The 21,943-nt window shown below is 32.3% G+C and carries 20 protein-coding genes; 1 reads left to right on the forward strand and 19 read right to left on the reverse strand.

Annotated features, from left to right (window positions below; translation table 11 throughout):
• Nucleotides 1-209: 209 nt before the first annotated feature.
• Nucleotides 210-4,961, reverse strand: a complete 4,752-nt coding sequence (locus ASO14_RS11875) for a hypothetical protein (protein ID WP_068455535.1) — start codon at nt 4,959-4,961, stop codon at nt 210-212.
• Between the two features lie 192 nt (nt 4,962-5,153).
• Between ASO14_RS11875 and fliB the strand changes: the two genes are divergently transcribed.
• Nucleotides 5,154-6,338 carry a flagellin lysine-N-methylase gene (fliB, locus tag ASO14_RS11880; RefSeq protein ID WP_068455538.1) on the forward strand — a complete coding sequence of 395 codons (1,185 nt, stop codon included), beginning with the start codon at nt 5,154-5,156 and terminating at the stop codon, nt 6,336-6,338.
• Between the two features lie 103 nt (nt 6,339-6,441).
• Here the strand turns inward: fliB and ASO14_RS11885 are convergent, their stop codons facing one another.
• From ASO14_RS11885 to flgK, 18 genes are all read right to left on the reverse strand, one after another.
• Nucleotides 6,442-6,807: a flagellar protein FliT gene (locus ASO14_RS11885; protein WP_068455541.1), complete on the reverse strand. Its 366-nt coding sequence runs from the start codon at nt 6,805-6,807 to the stop codon at nt 6,442-6,444.
• Nucleotides 6,807-7,208, reverse strand: a complete 402-nt coding sequence (gene fliS / locus ASO14_RS11890; protein WP_068455544.1) for a flagellar export chaperone FliS — start codon at nt 7,206-7,208, stop codon at nt 6,807-6,809. Before fliS ends, ASO14_RS11885 begins: the two co-directional genes overlap by 1 nt.
• Before the next feature lie 39 nt (nt 7,209-7,247).
• The gene (fliD, locus tag ASO14_RS11895; RefSeq protein ID WP_068455549.1) at nt 7,248-8,762 is read right to left on the reverse strand and encodes a flagellar filament capping protein FliD; all 1,515 of its coding nucleotides are present in this window, start codon (nt 8,760-8,762) and stop codon (nt 7,248-7,250) included.
• A gap of 17 nt (nt 8,763-8,779) precedes the next feature.
• Entirely contained in the window at nt 8,780-9,145 is a 366-nt protein-coding gene (locus ASO14_RS11900) for a flagellar protein FlaG (protein WP_068455551.1), read from the reverse strand.
• A 123-nt stretch (nt 9,146-9,268) separates the two neighbouring features.
• Nucleotides 9,269-10,402, reverse strand: coding sequence for a UDP-4-amino-4,6-dideoxy-N-acetyl-beta-L-altrosamine transaminase (gene pseC, locus ASO14_RS11905; protein ID WP_068455555.1), 1,134 nt, complete (start codon nt 10,400-10,402; stop codon nt 9,269-9,271).
• A gap of 13 nt (nt 10,403-10,415) precedes the next feature.
• Nucleotides 10,416-11,465 (reverse strand): pseudaminic acid synthase, encoded by a 1,050-nt coding sequence (gene pseI / locus ASO14_RS11910; RefSeq protein ID WP_068455558.1) that lies wholly within the window; start codon nt 11,463-11,465, stop codon nt 10,416-10,418.
• 11 nt (nt 11,466-11,476) lie between these two features.
• Nucleotides 11,477-12,010, reverse strand: coding sequence for a UDP-4-amino-4,6-dideoxy-N-acetyl-beta-L-altrosamine N-acetyltransferase (gene pseH, locus ASO14_RS11915; RefSeq protein WP_068455561.1), 534 nt, complete (start codon nt 12,008-12,010; stop codon nt 11,477-11,479).
• Complete coding sequence (gene pseG / locus ASO14_RS11920) at nt 11,997-13,070, reverse strand: UDP-2,4-diacetamido-2,4,6-trideoxy-beta-L-altropyranose hydrolase (protein ID WP_068455564.1); 1,074 nt, start codon at nt 13,068-13,070, stop codon at nt 11,997-11,999. The genes pseH and pseG overlap by 14 nt, the downstream gene beginning before the upstream one ends.
• Nucleotides 13,070-13,792 (reverse strand): cytidylyltransferase domain-containing protein, encoded by a 723-nt coding sequence (locus tag ASO14_RS11925; RefSeq protein ID WP_068455565.1) that lies wholly within the window; start codon nt 13,790-13,792, stop codon nt 13,070-13,072. The genes pseG and ASO14_RS11925 overlap by 1 nt, the downstream gene beginning before the upstream one ends.
• Nucleotides 13,793-13,900: 108 nt before the next feature.
• A complete protein-coding gene (pseB, locus tag ASO14_RS11930) occupies nt 13,901-14,872 on the reverse strand; it encodes a UDP-N-acetylglucosamine 4,6-dehydratase (inverting) (protein WP_068455568.1) in 972 nt (323 codons plus the stop codon).
• Complete coding sequence (locus ASO14_RS11935) at nt 14,869-15,222, reverse strand: DUF8042 domain-containing protein (protein WP_068455571.1); 354 nt, start codon at nt 15,220-15,222, stop codon at nt 14,869-14,871. Before ASO14_RS11935 ends, pseB begins: the two co-directional genes overlap by 4 nt.
• 1 nt (nt 15,223) lies before the next feature.
• Nucleotides 15,224-16,870 carry a motility associated factor glycosyltransferase family protein gene (locus ASO14_RS11940; RefSeq protein WP_068455574.1) on the reverse strand — a complete coding sequence of 549 codons (1,647 nt, stop codon included), beginning with the start codon at nt 16,868-16,870 and terminating at the stop codon, nt 15,224-15,226.
• Nucleotides 16,871-17,039: 169 nt separating this feature from the next.
• On the reverse strand, nt 17,040-17,870 hold the full coding sequence (locus ASO14_RS11945; RefSeq protein ID WP_068455577.1) for a flagellin N-terminal helical domain-containing protein: 831 nt from the start codon (nt 17,868-17,870) through the stop codon (nt 17,040-17,042).
• Between the two features lie 113 nt (nt 17,871-17,983).
• Nucleotides 17,984-18,202, reverse strand: coding sequence for a carbon storage regulator CsrA (gene csrA / locus ASO14_RS11950; protein WP_068455580.1), 219 nt, complete (start codon nt 18,200-18,202; stop codon nt 17,984-17,986).
• Entirely contained in the window at nt 18,202-18,645 is a 444-nt protein-coding gene (fliW, locus tag ASO14_RS11955; protein WP_068455583.1) for a flagellar assembly protein FliW, read from the reverse strand. Before fliW ends, csrA begins: the two co-directional genes overlap by 1 nt.
• Nucleotides 18,646-18,648: 3 nt before the next feature.
• Entirely contained in the window at nt 18,649-19,215 is a 567-nt protein-coding gene (locus ASO14_RS11960) for a DUF6470 family protein (RefSeq protein ID WP_068455586.1), read from the reverse strand.
• A 61-nt stretch (nt 19,216-19,276) separates the two neighbouring features.
• Nucleotides 19,277-20,167, reverse strand: a complete 891-nt coding sequence (gene flgL, locus ASO14_RS11965) for a flagellar hook-associated protein FlgL (RefSeq protein WP_068455589.1) — start codon at nt 20,165-20,167, stop codon at nt 19,277-19,279.
• Between the two features lie 17 nt (nt 20,168-20,184).
• Entirely contained in the window at nt 20,185-21,792 is a 1,608-nt protein-coding gene (gene flgK, locus ASO14_RS11970) for a flagellar hook-associated protein FlgK (protein ID WP_068455592.1), read from the reverse strand.
• Between the last annotated feature and the right edge of the window lie 151 nt (nt 21,793-21,943).

A 21,943-nucleotide genomic window follows, 5' to 3' on the forward strand; every position in this document is an offset into this window, starting at 1 on the left:
TTCCTATCTTTATAATATTATTTTAATTATACCAAATATCAATTACTTTTATACTAAATAAATTATATATAACACAACCATTGTTATAGAATAAACGATATTTTGTCGACTTTTTGAACAATTCCTGGTTTTTTAATAGATGAAACACTTTTGTAGCCTATAAAAAAACACCCCATACTTCAACATATGAGGTGCTTTAAAAGTTACACTTATTTTTTTAGATTATCCAAATATTCCTGTACTTTATAAACAGCCATAAAGTATTTATAGCGTTGTACAGCCACTTTATCTGCTAATGAAAGTGGGCGAATGACCTGTCCTTCAATATTAAAATCTCGGTTAATGAAGTTATAAGCCTTATTCGCTTCAACCATTTTATCTCGAATCTCTGTGTACTTTTTCGGATCTATAGTACCTGGTGTTTGATTAATGTCATCATGTAGTTCTTGTGTTTCTTGAATCGCTTTTTCAAAATCTACAATAATTTTAATTGCTTCTGGAATTGTATCGACTTTACCAACAATTGATGTTGCCATATCGTATTTTTTATATGTTGTATACAATTTCGTTTGTGTAAAGAATTGCTTCTGTAAATCTGTCAATACATTATACGATTTCATCGCTACAATAATATTTTTAACAAATGTTTTGTCGCCTTTCTTCACTTTTAAGAAGTTCGCATCTGCCGCCTCAGCTACTTTAATATCTTCTTCAATTAATAATAGATAACGTTTTTCATTTTCTGGTTGTGCTGCTGGTCCAAATGCTGAATCATCTTGCTCTAAAATATTTTTCGGATTTTTTGACAGCTTTTTATAAGCTGCAATCGCTGTTTTAATTGCTTCTTTTTCAGTTACTGTATATTTTGCTGGAGCTGCTTTTGGATAAGTTACTTTATCGAGTTGTTTTTTAATTGTGATAAGTCCCTCATACAGTTTATATTTGGTCACAATCGGTTTATCAACAAATGTCAGTCCAATAACTTTTTTACTGCTGCCTGTATATTGCTGTGGTACAGATAAAAAATCATAAAATTCAGCTGCTTTAACTACATCTGCATATGTCGAATCTGCATTTAAAGCTGTTACTAAACGTGTGAATTCATCTGCTGTCGCTTTTGCATTATCTTCTTTATTTCCAAAGCCTAAAGAATCACCATACTTTGCATGTAAATCAGCTAATATTTTGCCATATACAGAGTAATTATTTTGAGCATTCGTTGTTAACTTCGCATACTCTTTATATAATTTTAGAGCTTCTACTTCATATGAATCACCTTGTGTATCTAATTTTTCATATTTTTTATCAACTGCATGTGCAGCACGTATATCTTTTTCATCCGTCAATAGACGATTGAAGAAAGTCGGGTCTGCAATCGAATTGCGTACAATTTTTTTAGAACCTGCTGGTAATTTTGTATAGGCTGTTAAAAACAAGTCCATATTTTCAATATTACTCATTGTTTTAGCTGTTGGATTAATTTGCTGATACTGACTATATAAGTCTTTCGACAACATGTAATCTTTGTATTGTTTTAATAATGATGCACTCACGATACTTAAAGCAGTTGAATCTAGTTTATTATATGCTAAGCGCATCGGTTCTAAACCCGTTACATTGCCTGTATTTGGATCATATACTTTTACTGCTTCTTCGAATGCATCTGCGTTTGCTACAGGAATTGCAAACGTATTTTCTAATTGTTTTAATTCAGGTCTATATAAGAAATACCCGCGTACGCCTAAAGATTCTTTTTCAAAATCACGTACTAATTTTATCGCATCACGCGCGTTATTTTTACCACTATTATTTAATGTCTTATAGCGTTCTTCATATTTCATCGCATCTAATAAATTTTGAACTTGCGTATAGTTCAACCAATCAATCGGATTATAAATTACTTCATCTGGTGCAAACTTATCTTTATAGTCAAGTTCTGGTTTATAACCAATAATTTCTCCTGTATTCACATCATAAATTGGAATATTATTACCATTAGAATCTTCTTTTAATCCTTCATAACTTGTATAGTTCGGTGAGTTATTTAAAATTGACATTTGAATTGGATTGAATTCTTTAAAATAAAGTAAAGCTTTTCGCATATTTAAAACGTCTTTTAAATTATCTGTCGATTGACTGAATGCATAGAACCATGCATCATATTTTACCCAGTTACCATTAATGCGCTGATATTCATATAAATTTTGAGCAACATCTTGAATGAATAATAATTGAATATATTCATCATATTTTTTCATAATTGCTGGATCAACAAATTGAACAAATTCAGGTGCTACTTTTTTATTCTGATCATAAATTGCCTTTAACTGGTGTACATTAATAATTTTACTTGTACGATTAATTGATTTTACACTTTCTTCAAATACAATGGCTGCTTTGATGGCTTTATCGTATTTCGCAGGAACTGCAGTAAGAATACCTTTATTAATGACATAATTTTTTACATCATCTGTTGCTTTTACATATTCTTTGTACACATTGTATAACTTACTTTCGTATTTTGTGTCATTCACATTTAATAATTTATACATCCCATCAATTTTTTTCGCTTCGATAATTTGTTTTTCATCATCCAATAAACGTAATTTCGGCTGTACCTTATCTTCAATTTGAATAACTGCCTTACCGAAAGTGTCCAACTTATTAAAAGCTTTTTTAGCTGTTAAAATATTTTCACGTTGTAATTCTGTTGTAGGTGTTGCTTTTAAATTAAAAATTTGATTATATACATCGACAATTGGTGTTAATTTTTTATATTTCTTCATTACATCGCTATCAACCAAATTATTATATTTTGCATAAGGTTTAATCGTATTTTCATACGTATTAATAACCGCTTTAATATTTGCAATTGTTGTCTTATTCACTAAATCATTAGAATAGACTTCCTCATACACGTTATTAATTGTTCTTTCAAATAAATCAACTTTATCTTGTGGTTCTTTTAAAGTAGAAGCTAAGTTTGAAATCTTTGTGCTATTTAAAATATACTTTTTTACCGTATCATTTGCATCTAAATAACTGTTAAAGACTGATTTTGCATCCTTTGTATAAGACTTTTGAGATGGCTTTAATGCTAAATACTTTTTATCGATAGTCATTGCTTGTTTGATTGCAGCTTCATCTTCTACAAAACTATCTACATTATGTCCTAAACTATCCACAATTGACTTTTTCGGCGCATCCAATTTACTATACAATTTTGTAGCAGCTAAAATATTATTTAATTTCGCTGTTGTGTAGCTCGGCTTTGATTTTGCCATCAATGTATCAATTTCTAAGATTGATTTTGCCAACGTATAATCTTTGGCTACTTTTGTATCAATCATTTTGAGAGCTGAAGGTTTATCTTTTTCAACTGTTTGATATAACTTTACTAAATTTTGAATATCTGCTTTTGTCGCATATTGTCCAGCAGCTGTTTCAAAATTTTTCACATGATCCAACTGTGTCTTATACGTAAGCGGTGTAACACTTAATAAATCCGAAGCAGAAACATAACGGATACTACGGTCATTTTCTTGTGCTATTTTTTTATACAAATCGAATTGTTTCATAATAGCAGCTAAATCATTTTTCGCAATACCATCATTAAAAGCTTTTGTCATCGCCTGACCCTTTTTAAACGCGGCGCTATCATTCGCATAATTTTTTTGTGTAGTTACTACCTCATCTACAATCGATTTTTGATCTGCGCCTAACTTCTCATAATTTTTAATAGCAATATCTAATGTTGTAATGTTTTTTTCATAAGGAATACGGCCTTGATTACGGATTTTATCAATTGTTTCTTGATCAAAACCTGCTGTAATTAAGCGTGCTTGATTCGTAATCGCAAAACTATTTGTTGAATTATAAGATTCTGCCTCTCTCAAATCTTTTACAACAGAAGGAATTGTTTCATACTTTTTATACTCAGCAAGTGTTTTTTTATCAACTATGTCAATTGGCTTTCCTTTTAGTCGTTTACCGTTATACGTTGTTGCCGTTATATTTTTATAAAGATTCACAGCATTTTGAACAAGAGTATAGCGATCTGATTGACCTGGAAGTGCATTAACTGCTGCTTCAAAATTATTTTTCAATGTTATTTCAACTTGAATTGTGTCCAGTAACTTTGTCAAAGTATTATCATTCTTCGTAAACTGATTTACTTGACGAGGACCTTTTGATGTTTCAACTTTTTGTTCACGATCTGTTTTATACTTCCCATGCAAATCGTATGCTTGTTTTAAATAGCTACTATTTGTTGGGGCTAATTTTTCATACTGCGTATCGTAATTAATAGCTAATTGAACAATCGGCTTTAATTGTAATAAGTAGTCGATTTCTTCTTGAGACCCACCTAAAATACGCTTTTGGTTATCACTTAACTTTTCATAAGCTACAATGAAACTCAAAATATCGCCACTTTTTTCAGCTCCTAATGAAAAAATGTCTGTTGTAGTAGCTAACTTCGTCAACTTACGCATATTTACATTTGCAGAGTTCAGATTATCGTAATATGTAATCTTATTAACGGTTGATTTTGGAACATATTCTTTTGCGGATTTTTTTAACTTTCCGTATTGAATCGAAACTTTTGCGGCTTGTGTTTTATAGTTTTTAGAAGATAGTTTAGCTGCTTCTTTTTTTAGCGAATTCACTTGATTCACCATTGGTTGAACAGCTTTCATATGCTTTTGAAGTGTTTTATAGTTAGAAACTTGTTTTTTATCAGCTTTTGATAATTTTTTATATGCTGTTTGAGCAGCTAATGTATTCTTAACATAATTGGATTTTTTGGAGTTGAGTGCTTTAATTTTTGAGATGACAGCTTTTGTTTTTTTCGATACGGTCACTTTTTTCTTGGCACTTACATCCATTGGTTGCGCTGCTGCAAGCCATGTCGGTACTGTCAGCATGGAAGCTAAACCAAATGCGATTAATTGCTTTTTCATGAAGGACCCTCCCTATAATAATTTTGTTAAACTAAGTTGTTCATACTATATAATTATTGAATCAATCTATAATTTTTATATCGTCCGTAGGAATACATTATTGAGGAAAAAAGATTTTTGTAACTTTTGTAATAAAAGCAACATTTTAAAAGTCTTACCGATATTATGAGAGAATAAGGAGGCGTTTTAACTATGCAAAAGACTGAATTAAAACCTAGCTACTACGATCAATTTTCATGTATTGGTGGAGCATGCGAAGATACATGTTGTGCTGGTTGGAGAATAGATATTGATAAAAAATCGTATCAAAAATATAAAAATGAAAAAAATCTCGCAATTAAAGATGTGTTAAAAAAGAATATTCAACGAAATCGCCAAGGACAAACTGATTTACAATATGGAAAATTCAAATTAGATACCGATGAAAAATGTACGATGCTTGATGAAGAAAACTTATGTACAATTCAAAAAACGTTAGGTGAAAAAGCGCTTTGTCATACGTGTACTGTATATCCAAGACAAAACATCCAAATTAACCAGACGTTTGAGAAAAGTTTAGACACTTCTTGTCCAGAAGCAGCTAGACTTATCCTATTAAACAAAGAAGGCATTGACTTTATTGAAGATGAAGCTATACAACATACATCTTATATAGAACATGTCGAAAAGACAGAGATAGAATATCAATACTTTTGGGATAACCGTATTTTCTTTATTAGTGCTCTACAACATAGAAAGCATTCTATTGAAACACGACTGTTGGTGATTGGACTTTATATTAAGAAAATTGAAAATTTATCGATTAAAGAACGTATGAAACAATCATCATATCTTAGTACTCACTATCTGGACTTACTAAATCAACTTGAAGAAGATGAATTGTTAGCAACATTCCAAACATACCCTTTAATACAAACTAAATTAGCTCATTATTTTTTAAAAGAATTTAATACAGACTCTGCTTACTTTAAAGAAATAGCTACTTCTGCTTTCAATAGTATAGACTTACTTGAAGACATTATTGCTTTTAGTGAATTTATCAATACGTATAAAAAAGATTACCAAAATAATAGTGATATTCAAATCATACTTGAAAATTATCTTGTAAATTTAGTTTTCACTAAATATTTCGAAAGTGAAGCAAAAACAAATATTCATTTCTTTTCATATCTTGTAATTCATTTTTCTCTTTTACGCTTATTAATAATCGGGAATATAAACCATATAGATATGAATAGTCAAAGTTTAGTTAAAATCGTTCAAAAATTTACTAAAGCTTGCTCTCATAGCTCTATTTACTTTGATGAAGCTGTTAACATTCTATCTGAAAAAGAATTCTCTATTGCTAGCCAAGCTATACATTTATTAAAAATTTAAATATCTACCCTATAGAAAAACGCGAAAAGGTAATATAAATTACATTTCCGCGTTTCTTAGTATTCTATTTTATTCATTGATGTATCACTTATTAGATTCTGATTTATTCTCTTTTATCAAAATATGTTCCATCTAAATTTTGAAGATGACTGTATGGGTTAACATAACGTGTCTCTGACTTCATGGATACTTGTAGTTTTTGCATATCTTCTTTAATACGTCCTTTATAGGTATGAAGACGTTCAATAATACCATGATTTAAATCACGTAAATATGCTTCTTTTTCATGTCCATGAAGTGGGCGTTCACCCAATTCTTCTAGCTTCGAAATTGTTTGTCCACGTGCATCAAGTAATTTATTAATTAAATCAATTTGTTCATCACGTTTTTCGTCTTTATCTTCTTCAACATATTCGAGTGTTTGATACAACTTTTCAGATAAAAGAAGAAGCTGTTGAACTAAGTCCATTATACAGAATCTCCAGATACAAATTGTTGCTTACGGTTGATTTGAATTACTTGTTTCCATGTATCACGAAAATCTGTAATTAAAACTTCTACTTCTTCAATTATTGAGACATCTAACTTTGCATTTGCCAATGTTAATTGATGATACATATATTCGTATAAAGACAACATATTTTTAGAAACTTCTATATCCATATTTAATGTAGCCATTAATTCCGATATAATTGCTTGCGCTTTTTGAATGTACGTATTTTTTAATTCGTATTGTTTTTCTTCAATTGCTTTTTTACTTTGTGTTAAAAATTTAAGACAGCCATTGTAAAGCATTAATGTCAGTTCACCAGGGGACGCGGTCGTAACACTATTTTGTTTATACGCATTATAAGCATTTTGTACTGACAAATCGAACAACTCCTTTTTATTTAAAACTCATTACTAAAATTATTGTGCAAAAATAGCTGACTGTGAATTTGCTTTTTGAATGGCCGATTCCATCGCTGCAAATTGCTTCCAGTATCGTTCCTCAATTCCTTTTAAACGATCTTTCCAATCATCAATTTTCATATTGATATCTTGTAAATTTTTCCCTAAAGCATATGAACTATCTGAAGCAGATTCTCTACCTGCTGTTTTTTCAATATTCTTCACTGCATTTTGAGCTGTAGTTTTTAACTCTGAAACAATTCCTTTTGTACCTTTTTCAGGGTCGCCTGTAAAAATACGCATGACAACATTTGGATCTTCTTCTAAAGCTTTTGTAAGTTTATTTTCATCGATTTCTAATTTCCCATTATCAGACCAAGTTTTCGAAGTGCTGATTCCAATCTTAGCTAACATGTCATCTGAACCTGCACCATAGTTCGAAATAGTACTTCTCATGTCTGAAAGTACTTTATTGATATTCGCATCACTTTTTAAAAGACCAGCTTTAGCCTTATCTTCCCACTTTTTAATTTCATCATCTTTTAATTCTGCTTTTTGTGCATCTGTTAAAGGTTGGTATGATAGATTCTTTTTCTCTGAAACTCGCTTATTTAAATCTTCAATTAATCCATTATATGTGGCAACAAATTCTTTTACTTTGTCTACAATGGATTTTGTTTCTGTTGTAGAAGATATTTTTGCTGGCGCATCTGTACCTGCAACGATATTATTCGTTACCTTTACTGTATAGCCCGACACATTATATTTATTCGATGTGCTTTCCATCTTTACACCGTTTACAACCATTGAACCATTCGTGCCTTCTGCTACTTTACCTGTACCAGTTGCCAATAAACCTAGCGCTTTAAATACACCGCCATCATCTTCGGTTACATTAATAGAACCATCTACTCCAGTTCCAGTTGAATTAGCTTGCAAAGAAATTTTATTTTCAGAAGCTAAAGCTGTGATACCTACACCCGAGTTATTAATTTTAGACATTAAATCAGAAATCGTATCTGTCGTTTTATAAGAAATTTCTTTCTCAGTATACGTACCAGAATCGTTAATTGCTTTAATTTTAATTTTCCCATCTGTTGTCATACCTAATTCTGATAATGTAGATTGACTAGTAACTCCAACTAAATCTCCTACTTTTTGTCCTGCTGTTGCTGCTGTTGCTTCTGTAATTGTTAAATTACCTGAAGCTGTACTGTTTGCCGTTACGGAAACTGAAGACGATGTACTTGTTGCCGTTTTAGCATTCCAGTTTTTTGACAAACCGTAATTATCAAATATTCCTTTTTCAAATGCAGATAACGTTGTGTTTACTTCTCTATAAGCGTCACGTTTCCACTCATATTTTTGCTTTTGTTGCTGTAGCTTTTCCATTTGGGCACTTTCAGCTTTCATTAACTTCTCCATAATAGAGTCGATATCCATACCTGACGCAAGACCTGTTACTTTATTTTTGTATTGTAAATAAGAGTAAGATGACGTTGCTGTATTTGAGTTATTAACATTATTCACCATTAACATTCAGCTCCCTTTTAAATCGTTTGATCAACAATATTGCCTATCATTTTTTGCATTTCGTAATATGCGTCTAGTAATTCCTTTGGAGGTATCTCTTTAATTACTTCTTCTGTCTTAGCATCGACAACTTCAACGTAATATTTACCTAAACCCTCATGAAAAATAAATTTCGAACTTTTATTTGTATATTCCATGAATTCATTTAATTTATTCACAGCGACTTGAAATGCTTCTTTTGTGGGATGGCCAGACTCATCGGTCATTTCTGAAATATTTGATGTACGCACTGTATTATTAGGAATAGGATTAGTAATCATTTTCTCTTTATTTTTTTGAGCATATACAGTACTTTCTAATGTTGTATCAGTTGAGATTTTCATAATTAACTCTCCTTTTTACAAAACGTTATTACCCTTATTATCGGTCGTTTCAAAAAAACATTCAGTAACTCATAAAAATCTACTTAAAAGGAGATGTCTATATTACATCCCCTTTTTTCTTTATTATTTAAAATATGACAAAACAAAATCTACATCTGCTTCATTCATCTGTGGGTGTAATGGTAATGTTAATGCACGTTCATACCATTGTTCTGCCTTTGGACATATCCCTTTTTTATAGCCCAACTCTTGATAATATGGGTGCCAATATACTGGAATGTAATGTACATGAACGCCTATATTAGCATTTCTTAAATCTTCAAATACTTCTTTACGTGTTTTACCTAAAGCTACTTCATCCAGTTGAACGGAGTATAGATGCCAACCTGATTTTGTATCTGCTAACTGGTTTGGTGCTTTTAATGTCGGTAACTGATTAATTTTTTCGGTATATAAATTCGCTAGTTCTTGTCTTTTTTCAATAAACTCATCTAGACGATTCATCTGTGAAATACCTAAAGCTGCTTGAATATCAGTCATGCGATAATTATATCCCAAATCCGTCATTTCATAATACCAATCACCTTGCTCTTTTGCATAGGCTGTTTGTGTAATACCATGCCCTCTAAATAAACGGAGTTTTTCATAATAGGTACGATTATTTGTAACAATCATACCGCCTTCACCTGTGGTAATTGGTTTGACAGGGTGAAAACTAAACATCGTCATATCTGCAGTGGCACCGACTTTACGTTTTTTATAACTAGCACCAAGAGAATGAGCGCCATCTTCAATAATAACTATATTATGTTTCTTACCGATTTCCATAAAAGCATCGATATCAACTGGTTGTCCTGTAAAGTCAACTGGAATAATGGCTTTTGTCTTTGAAGTAATCTTTTTTTCTACTTCTTTTGGATCTAAATTGTAAGTCTCTTCATCAATATCCGCAAATATAACTTCGCCCCCCATATAGCGCACACAATTAGCACTCGCAGCAAACGTAATAGGCGTTGTAATCACCTCATCACCTTGTGTAATACCCGCTGCATAACAAGCTGCATGAAGCGCCGCTGTGCCATTTGAAAAAGCAACAGCATAAGTCGCACCTACATAATCTGCCACTACTTTTTCAAATTCACTAACTTTTGGTCCCGTTGTTAAATAGGGTGACTTGAGTGTTTCGATTACAGTTTTGATGTCTTCATCTGAAATCTGTTGTGTACTGTAAGGTAAAAAATCAGTTCTTTTTTTCATTCAAATCACTCCGTTAAATTAAGTCGTCAAATGTAATAGGTGTTCCCATTGTATAACTTTTTTTAGCTACTTTTCCGATAAGATTAGGATAATATTTTGGCTCTAATCCATATCCAGGACGTACAATTCGAATATTTTCTTCTGTGAAAGATTCACCTGCTTGAATATCCTTCGCAACATAAATAGAACGTCTAAATTTTAATGACGCCTTCTCTTTCTCTGTTGGACCATACGTTACTTTACCAATTGCTTGCCATGCACGTTCCGTTTCTTCTACTAGTGCTTTCATTTCAGCAGGTTCCATTGAAAATGCGGCATCCACACCACCATCCGCACGACTTAACGTAAAATGCTTTTCAATAACTGTTGCACCTAATGCAACTGCAGCAACAGCCACGCCAGTTCCCATCGTATGGTCAGATAATCCCACTTGTACATCGAATAATTCACGCATGTGTGGAATTGTTGCAATATTTGTATTTTCTGGAGTAGCAGGATACGTGCTTGTACATTTTAATAGAATTAAATCCTTACAACCATTCTCTTTTGCTGTTCTAACTAACTCATCTAATTCTGCTGCGTTTGCCATACCCGTTGAAACAATCATTGGCTTTCCTGTAGCTGCAACTTTTTTAATTAAAGGTAAATCAGTGTTTTCAAATGATGCAATTTTATAAAGTGGCACGTCCAAAGTTTCTAAAAAATCGACAGCTGAATCATCAAAAGGAGTACTAAACGCTAACATACCTAATTCTTTTGCACGATTAAAAATCGGTTCATGCCACTCCCACGGTGTATAGGCTTCATTATATAAATCATGTAATTTTCTACTTTTCCAAAGACTTTCTTCATCTTTTATTAGAAAATCATCTCTTTCTACATTTAATGTCAATGTATCAGCTGTATATGTTTGGATTTTCAACGCATGTGCACCTGACTTTGCAGCCGCTTCTACAATTTCTAAAGCTCTTTCTAAAGACTGATTATGATTGCCTGACATTTCTGCAATAATAAACGGTCTTTGGTCAAAGCCAATTTCATATTGTTCTACTTTAATTGTCATACTAATCTCCCTCATTTATTAAAATACGGTCTTATTTCAAACCACTCTTCTTTTAAAATACCGAATAGATGTACATCATGTAATTTTTCATTAACGCTATAATGCTGTCTTAAAATGCCTTCTTGCTGAAAACCTAGCTTTTTATGAAATGCAATACTTTTTTGATTATATGCTAAGACTTCTCCTACTAACTTATGTTTGTTCATCGAAGTAAAATAATAATCTAACGCGCATACCCCTAGTAGCGTACCTAGTCCTTTTGGTGCTTCAATATTGCCAATATAAAATCCCCACTCGTATAAAAGTGTATTTTTAATTTTCGTAAATGTAACAACACCCATTGGCATCTCATCATAATAAAAGACTTTTACAATTTGATTTTGATTGTTTTTTAAATTCTCAAACCACTGTTCATGTTCTCTCACAGTAATTTTATTTTGATTAAACATCATACTTCGAATATGATGTTGATTTCTCCATTTCAATACAGTTGTTTTTGTAGATTCTGATAAGTCTTCAAGTCGACTTTTATTAATATCTAACATCTGCCATAACCTCATTTATTTTTTCTAGTAAAGGCTTTTTCATAACATACTCTTTATTAAATATTTTATTCATATTCAATTGCCAAGTCTTTAAGAGATTAGGTTTTTGAAAAATTTCTAAAACTTGATTATAAATCATTTCTTCAGATACTTGTATAGACTCACCTAAATAACAAATAGCCTGTTGTTCATTAAGGTTTTCTGTTAATTCTATCTGATTATCTGCCACAGTAATCACAATTCCCATCAAACCCATCATTGCACGTTCCCACGTAATTGTCCCACCTGATGTAATTGAAAAATGAGCTTTTGCCATTAATTCTGCCATATTATCCACTTGACAATGAAATTCACAAGAAGATAGCGATTGACAGTAAGCCTCTATTTCATAGCGTTTAGGGTTTATTGAACCTACAACTGTAATTATATGAAAAAAACGTTTTTTCTGTAATTTACCTAACGCTTTTAAGACTTTTAACGTTTCATTTGTTTGATCTACTGATCCAAAAAATATAAAAATCGTTGGTTGTTGATTAGTTGAATAAGACGCGTAAAATTCTTCTCTAACTAACATGAAATTAGGCCCTAAACATTGAATTGTTTCATTTGAGATATATTTTTGATAGCGTATTTCTTTATTTTTATAATAGTTCTGATCAAGTAATAAATCACAGTGATGGCGTCTATTAGCTAAATCATCAATTACCATTATTTTTTTCACATATTTAGATAATACTTTTTCCCACTTTTCGTCAATTGAATAATGATCAACTATAAGTAAATCAATCATTTCATTTTTTAATAGTTGGGTTGTTTCATTTACATCTTGTTTGTAGTTCTCTTTCATCCATTCCCATATATTAGATTTAATATATGGGAGTAACCTTACCTCAAAACCTTGTTCTCGAATATAATTTTCTAAGTCTCCATCTGCTTCTCGACAAATAAACTTGACCTGATGACCACAGTTTTGTAATTGGTGAGCTAATGTTAAACAGCGCATAACATGACCTGACCCAATATCTTGTGAGGCATCAACTCGAATAATAACTTTCCACATTACACTACAGGCTTTTGCACAATATCACGATTAATTTGTGCAATGTGTGGGTTTTTTAATAAAAAGTCGATGATATCTGAACTCGATACAAGTGGGTTCTTAAAATGACTAGCAATTTTTAATAGTACTTCGTAATCTTCTTTTGTATCCAATGTGATTCGCAATTGTGGTTGTTGATGATCTTTAGATACTTCATACATCGCTCTTTTAAATTCTTGTTTATATTCATAGGCATAGTATGTTACGTGCTCATAATGTCGTTCTGCATATGCATGTTCTGCGATATATTGTAAAGCACGATAAGAAATAGCTTCTACTGCTAAACCACGTGGTAACTCGCCTTGTAAATCTATAATGTCTATACTTGTATCATTTAGCTTTTCTACTAATTCGGAAGCAAGTTCATAATCTACAAATGGACAATCTGCTGTTACACGCAATATATAATCTGGCTTTATATCTTGAACTGCATCCATATAGCGTTGTAAAACATTTGTTTCTGAGCCTCTAAAACATTGTATTTGATTTTCTAAACACCATTGCTCTACTTGGTTATCTTTTTCTAAAGTAGACGTTGCAACAATTACATTTGCTACTCCTTTAATCTGTTTACATCTTTCTGTCACATAGTGTAAAGTTGTTTGTTCTCCCAGTGGCATAAGTATTTTTCCAGGTAAACGAGAAGAACCCATTCGCGCTTGTATAACTACTACAACTTTCATTATGTTTCCTCCCTTATTTATATATGTTTTCTTTCTACTACATTAATATCGGTTATTTTCAATAAAAATTATCTATTTATCTCAAATAAAAAAATGCAGTCAAATTGACTACATTTTTTCCACTAATTCTCTTAATTCTTCAACTGTTAACCAATCTTCATTATGATTACTAATATAATTGAAATCATCTGGTAACGTCTTTCCGCCTTTTGCATAGTCAGCTGACCACCAATTAAATTCAGGTTGAATGACATAGTAATCATCAAATTCAATTGTATGACGGGCATCATCTTCTGTAATCATCGCCTCATGTAGTTTTTCACCAGGACGAATTCCTACAATTTCAATTTTACATTCTGGACCAATTGCTTTTGCCAAATCGATAACATTCATACTTGGAATTTTCGGAACGAATAGTTCACCACCATGCATGCGTCCCAAACTATCAATTACAAACTGAACACCATGTTCTAATGTAATCCAAAAGCGTGTCATACGCTCATCTGTAACTGGTAATGTACCTGTTTCGCGCATCTTTTGGAAGAAAGGCACTACGCTTCCACGGCTACCTACAACATTTCCGTAACGAACTACTGCAAATTTTGTATGTTTATCACCTACATAAGCATTCGCCGCAATAAATAATTTATCTGAAGCTAATTTTGTCGCACCATATAAATTAATTGGACTACATGCTTTATCTGTTGATAATGCGATTACTTTTTCTACGCCTTGATCAATCGCTGCATCGATAATATTTTGTGCACCATGAATATTTGTTTTAACTGCTTCAAAAGGATTATATTCGCAAGCCTCTACATGTTTCATAGCAGCTGCGTGAATCACAATATCTACTCCATCAAACGCACGATATAAGCGCTCTTTATCGCGAACATCCCCAATAAAGAAGCGAATACGCTCATCTGTAAATTGCTGCTTCATTTCATATTGCTTCAACTCATCGCGTGAAAATACAATAATTTTCTTCACACCCATTGTTAAAGCTTTTGTAATAAACTTTTTGCCAAAAGAACCCGTACCGCCTGTTACAAGTACTGTTTTATTTTCTAAGTTATTCACTTTATTTCACCTTCTAAATTATATGGTTGATATGTTTGAATCGTTTCTAAAATATCATATTCTAAAATATCTGCACATAGATTATAATCTTGATTTTCTATCGCAACCACGACTTCTTGTAGTTGTTGATTTAAAGAAAATACATCTATTTTATTTTCATAATTAAGCTCACTTAATTTTTGGTTTACAGTTACTAACCACTCTAATCCTTCTATTAGATTAGCTACTTCATTTAATTGTTCTTCTGGCTTCTCCTCTCTTAAACTTTCAATCAAAGGATTTATATTTAATTTAATTCTTTCAATATATTCATTGTAGTTTACCATTGTTTCAAAAACGATTTGTTCCATTTTACACCTCTTCTTTTAATGTATTTAGTATATCTACTGTTTGTCGAGTAACTTTGAGCATTTCTTCATACATATATTCACTTTGCTTAAAAGAGAGTGCAAACTCTTCTTCACGCGAAGCATTTTTGGAACTTCTAAAATATCGTAATACATGTAAATTAATGGTGCTGAATGCATAAGATAAATTTGTATCTTGAATTTCTTTTTTTATTTTCGAATCAATCTTTTCTAATTTTTTCAAAACTTGCTCTTCATAGCTAACTTTACTGACATTACTTTTTAATACTTTTAATGCCCTCTCAAATAAAATAATGATTCCTTCATATTGTTGTATATCTTTTAGTAGCTGTCGTCTATAACTTGTCAAATTCTCTTCTACTATTGGATAACTATATTGAATTTCAACTGGTTTCTGTGCATAAGTTTTTAAAAACTCGCAGAAAGATATATTTTGAAAACTCTCTATATTCAATCCACCTTCCGTACAATTATATGAACGATTATGTGCTAATAATTTGGACTGTATAAACTCAAAAGCTTCTTTCATTTGTAAAAACACACCATTTGTTTTAACTAAATCACCGTAATACCCTTCACGTAATAACATTTCTGTATTTTTATTTTCTATACGATTCAAATTTCCTTTTGCATGAGTAAAGCCATCTGTAAATGCAAGATCTTGCCCTATTAAAGCAACTGGTCCATTAGTTAAAAAGAGAGCTAAATTATAAGCAACATTTGCTACAGAACTTCCACCAATCAATGTTTCAACTGAATCATTCGCATATTTTTCATAATGTGGAATTAACTGCTCTTCCATTGTTAAAAAACAATAATATGCATGTTTAAAGTTTTCTCTTATTCCATAATGGACTGTAGGACAATAAATAAGAGGGAAATCTGTAATCTTTAAATCTTTAAAATGTTGATAATTAACTTCCCCACCATCAACTGAAACGACTAAATCTGGTTTTATCCCTTGAGATAATAAAGAGTTAATTGTTGTTCCAGCAGCGATTAAAATAATCGACTCTCTGTATTGTTTTACTAAATCCAATTGTTTTGTCAGAGATGGTCCTCCAGAAGCCACTACTACTGGAAGGTTTTTTTCACTAAACAACTCTCGAATAGAATGGTCATTATAAGCATATTTTAAATTTTTCAAATAATTTTCGTTCCACTGACTAATAAAATACGTAATTGTATTTTCTGTAATTTGGTTAGAGCGAATGCGATCATTTAAAGATTTGACAAATAACTGTAATTCCGGACTATCTTCAATTATCTTTTCATAATTTATTGAAATTAACAAATTAATGCTATCAGTCACTTTTATATGTTGGTTTAGAAAATCTTGAATAGCTTGATGAGTGAATTCATTTAATGAAGAATCTGCAATATTCGGAGATATGAATGAATCAATTACAATTATTTTTTCATCTTTTTTTATTTTATTTTTAAGTTCCTCATATATATATCCATTACCATACCCAATTAAAATTTGTAAAGAAGCAGCCTCATATTTTTTTTCTACAAATCGTTGTGCTTCTTTTAATGGATCATATTTACTATGTAGATATATATTTTTATATCGATATACAGGTAAACCTATCTTTGAAGTATCTTCTATTAAATTTATCTGATTCATACATACTCACCTCATCCTCTATATCGGTTAAATTATTTTATTATCAAGACTTTATTATTGCATATGTAGAAAAATCAAAGCATTTTAATAAAAAAATAGTACACCTTTAATAGCAGAATAAACTGCTATTAAAGGTGTACATAAAAGTAATAATTTGCTTACTTCAATATTATTGTAATAATTGAAGAACGCCTTGTGGTTGTTGGTTAGCTTGAGCTAACATTGATTGAGCAGCTTGAGTTAAGATATTATTCTTAGTGAATGCCATCATTTCAGCAGCCATATCAGTATCACGAATACGTGATTCTGCTGCAGTTAAGTTCTCTGCAGATGTACCTAAGTTATTGATTGTGTGTTCTAGACGGTTTTGAACAGCACCTAGAGCTGAACGTGTTTTTGATACTGTATTGATTGCATCATCAATTGATTTAATTGCTTTAGATGCTGCAGTACCTTTTGAAATACTTGCTTTTGCAGCGTCAACGCCTAATTTAGTAGCTGACATTGTTGAAATTTTCATTGTGATTGTTTGACCAGCATTCGCACCGATTTGGAAAGTTAAACCATTAGTTGATTGAGAACCATCTAATAATTTTTTGTTGTTGAATTCCATTTGGCTAGAAATACGAGTGATTTCTTCTTGTAATTGTTTTAACTCATCGTTAAGATTTGAACGGTCATTTGTAGCTTCATCGTTCGTATCGTTACGAGATTGAACTGCTAATTCACGCATACGTTGTAAAATTGCGTGTGTTTCATTTAATCCACCCTCAGCAGTTTGAATTAATGAAATAGCGTCACTTGAGTTTTTAGAAGCCATGTTTAGACCAGAGATTTGTCCGCGCATTTTTTCTGAAATTGCAAGACCTGCTGCGTCATCACCAGCACGGTTAATTTTGAAACCTGATGATAATTTTTCTAAGTTTTTAGAAGCTGCTGCATTGTTTGCTGCTAAGTTACGGTGTGTGTTTAAAGCTGCGATATTGTGTTGAATTCTCATTTTGAGATTCCTCCTTGAATTTGTTTTAATGTCCACGTCCCTGTGGAGTTGTTCGGTATTTCTACCTTACACTATATATATCGAAGTGGGTTTTAAAATGTTTAGTATTTCTTTTAAAAATTTTTTAATTGATTGATTAACTGCTCTGTTACATCAAGAGCAGCCTTATTTTCATCTTGAATCGCTTTAAATATTTCATGACGATGTACTTTAATATGACGGGGTGCTTCAATTCCTAGCTTCACTTGATCACCATCAATGCTAATGATTTTTACCTCAATGCCATCTCCAATCATAATCGATTCACCAATTTTACGTGAAAGTACCAGCATTAGCGCACACTTCCTTCCAGTGGTTTTAAAGGATAACGAAGTGGGTGTTCGGCATTTTCGTGTAGAACAACTTGTTTACCAATTTGTTTCTTTACATTAATAGCAACTGGAGCTAATAAATTCATTGTTGAGTTTTCTAACGTATCTTTTAACGTCAAGATAGCATATACCAATACATCTTCTGATTTCTCAATTTGAAGTTGCTGTAAATCTTCTTGCTCTAAATCAAAAGCATAATTTGGTTTAAAATGGTATGGATAGGCTGCCATAAAACCAACAGATGGTGTTTGGACCGACTGTAACGTCACAAAAGGTGATTGTGCACCTAATGGAATAACGACAAACTCTTTTTCTTCTTCAAAAGCTGGAATACCTTGTGGAAATTGAATAATTGAAGCGGGATCGATTTGAACTTCACCTAAAAATTTTGTTTGAATTTTCACAGACTATTCTCCTTTAATTACAGTTGTTTCAACTTTTTCACGTTGAACAAGTGTCCCTGTTACATCACCAGGTGTATAATCATGAACGACTTTTCCTAATTGTACATCAATTTGTGGTTTTTGGGCTTTAATGCGAATATCCAAACTACCTTCTTGGTATTTAATCTTTACTGAACCAACAGATGGCTTCCATGTAATCCCAAGTCGCTGTTGTTCAAATGTGTCATGTTGTTTCGCAATATTCGATAATGTCAATCGCCCATTATCTTTTCTTATTTCCATCATTTGCTTTCCTTCTGAAGCACGTCTCGCTATTCCTTCCATGACAGCTGACTGACCTTTCGACGCAAATTTTTGAATCGACTCTCCATTTGAAATTAAACCTAAATCACGATAGGCCTGTGAGGAATCGACAAGTAATTTTGCGTCTGTATGTTGAATTTGAAGTGTTGCTGCAGGTTGCTCAATATGTTGCTGTGCTTGTGGTTGTTCAATATATTGCTTCGGCTGTAGGATATTTAAATCTACTTTAGCATCTTGTATATTTAATTGAATTTGATCAAGTTTCATAAAAACGCCTCCCTATGAAAAAAGCGCTCAAGCGATGCAATTCGCTGAACGCTTTTTATGACTATAAGAAATCAACTAATGTTGGTTGAATGATTTTTGCCCCAACTGATAAAGCTGCGCGATGAATCGATTCCTCTGTAATCAACTGTGTAATCGCATCTTCATATTCAACATCTTCGTTGTTTGAGATTTGTTTTGTTACGTTGATTTTTTGAGAACTTAAACGGTCTGTCATAACATCAATACGGTTTTGTTTTGCACCGACCCCCGCCTGCATTTCAAGTACTTTATCTGTTTGAGCTGAAACAGTTCCAACGAGATTACTTAAATCCGCACCTGTCCCTTTCAGACCTTGTTGAACTTGTTGCATCATTTTGTCGATACCTTCAAATAAACCACGTGCATTTTCATTAATTTGGAACGTAATTCCCTCATAGATTTCGATGTCGACTGAATTATCATTACCTCCTAAAGTTGGTAATGGATCATTTGCACCCGCATTCACAGATGAGTCCGCAAATAATGGCTGATCTGTTGCCGTACCCGCAAATAAATATTTTCCACCTTGCTGTGTATTGGCTAAATCACGAATTTGCATGCGTAATTGATCTACTTCTTTTTGCATCGCTTCTCGGTCTTCAGGTTTATTTGTATCATTCGCTGCTTGTGTTACAAGATCTTTTACACGTTGAAGTGCTTTATTTACTTCTGAAAGTGTTGAATCGGTTGTATCCAACCAGCTATTCACTTCATTCATATTACGAGTGTACTGTTCGTTTTTCGCTAATGTTGTACGATATCCCATACCTTTTACAGACGCGACTGGATCATCCGAAGGTTTTGTTAATTTAGAACCAGACGATAGTTGTTCTTGTAGTTTACCCATTTTCAAATAACTGCTATTTAAATTACGTAACATATTATTTGAAAGCATTGTTTGTGTAATACGCATTTATACGTCCTCCTTATTTATAGACCTACGCGCCCCATACCATTAATAATCTTTTCTAATGTTTCATCCATAACTGTTAACATACGTGCTGACGCATTATATGCTTGTTGGTACATAATCATATTTGTCATTTCTTCGTCTAAAGATACCGAACTAACAGATGCACGGTTATTCGAAATACTTAATTGCAGAGAAGATGAATTTTTAAACATGCGCGTTGCTTGCTCACCCATTACACCCACATCTCCAATCATACTTTGGAAGAAAGTTTGAGCTGATGCGTTATTTAAACCAGCTAGGGCTTTTGTTTTTAAATTAGATAATTCAATCGCAATTTTACCATTACCAACTTCATTAGCAGCACTTGATACAGCGAATTTATTAAAATCTTTTAAAATACCATCCGATACTTTGATACCACCTGCGCCATTTCCTACAAAGAAATCTCCACCCTGTACAGATGCATCAATTACGACGCCATTCGCATCTTTTTTCTCTAGAGTATATCCTGTTTTATGAATTTTATTGAATTCTTTCGCAAACTCATCTGCTAATTGATCTAATTCCGCTAATTTGTCTGAAAAGACACCATCTACTGCAGAAATCGCTGTTCCCGCTGTATTTTTATTTACGTAACCATAACTTTCTACGATTCCTTGTAAAATACCAGAACCTTTATTTAATTGGCTCATATTCACAGTAGCACCCGTACCGCCACCTGAACCCATTACAATATTAAATTGTGAGAAGGGAGTAAATGTTTTCGATTCATCAAAATTTGAATCGACAAGATTTCCACCTACATCAACTGTTGTCGTTTGTGGTGTTAATGTTGCCGCTTCTCGTTTATTTACTAGTTGAACTTCTGAACCATCTGCTAATTTCAAGAAAATATTATATGTTCCTTCAGCAGCTTCTTTTGAATTACCACCATTACCTTCTTTTTTAATCGTAATCGGTAAATATTGTGATAATTGGTCAACTAAAATATCGCGCTCATCATATAAATCATTTGGTAAATAACCATTTGGCTCTGAATTCGCAATTTGATCATTCAGTTGTGCAATCTGTTTTAAAATCGAATTGACATTTTTCGTTTCAACATTAATTTGATTTTTTAAATTCTCTTGTACTTCTGTTAATTGTTTATTCGTATAGTTAAAACTTTCTGCAAGTGTTTTCGCTTTTTCAATCGCTACTTGACGTGCCGCACTGTTTTCAGGCGAAGCGCTTAAATCCTGTAAAGCTTTGAAAAAATCATTAAATGCTGTATCAATACCATATGTTGACGGTTCTTTTAAAATGCCTTCTAATTGACCAATCGCCTCTGTACGAGAACCCCAATAGCCTAATTTCGTCGTCTCTTGACGGAATTGATTATCTATAAATTGATCGCGTACACGTTGAATAGAACCAGCTGTCGAACCTGTACCTAAATACCCTGGAATTTGTGGTGCATTCATCCCGGTACCTGGGAAACCGTTCGTTGGCTTTAAATTCACTGTTTGACGTGAATAACCGATTGTGTTGGCGTTTGAAATATTATGACCTGTTGTATATAAACCGGACTGTTGAGCACTTAAACCACGTTTACTCGTCTCAAGTCCCATAAATGTTGAACCCATCGAATCGCTCCTTTTAATAAAAATCACGCATATTCATTCTGTTCTTTTCATCGACATGAATCGAATTTTTTTAAGTATTTCACGTAAAATACATGCTTTTCGAGCAATCTTATATTTTTGAAAATAAAAAAGAAATCACACATCATTGTAT

This window comes from Kurthia sp. 11kri321, assembly GCF_001534765.1.
GTDB lineage: Bacteria > Bacillota > Bacilli > Bacillales_A > Planococcaceae > Kurthia > Kurthia gibsonii.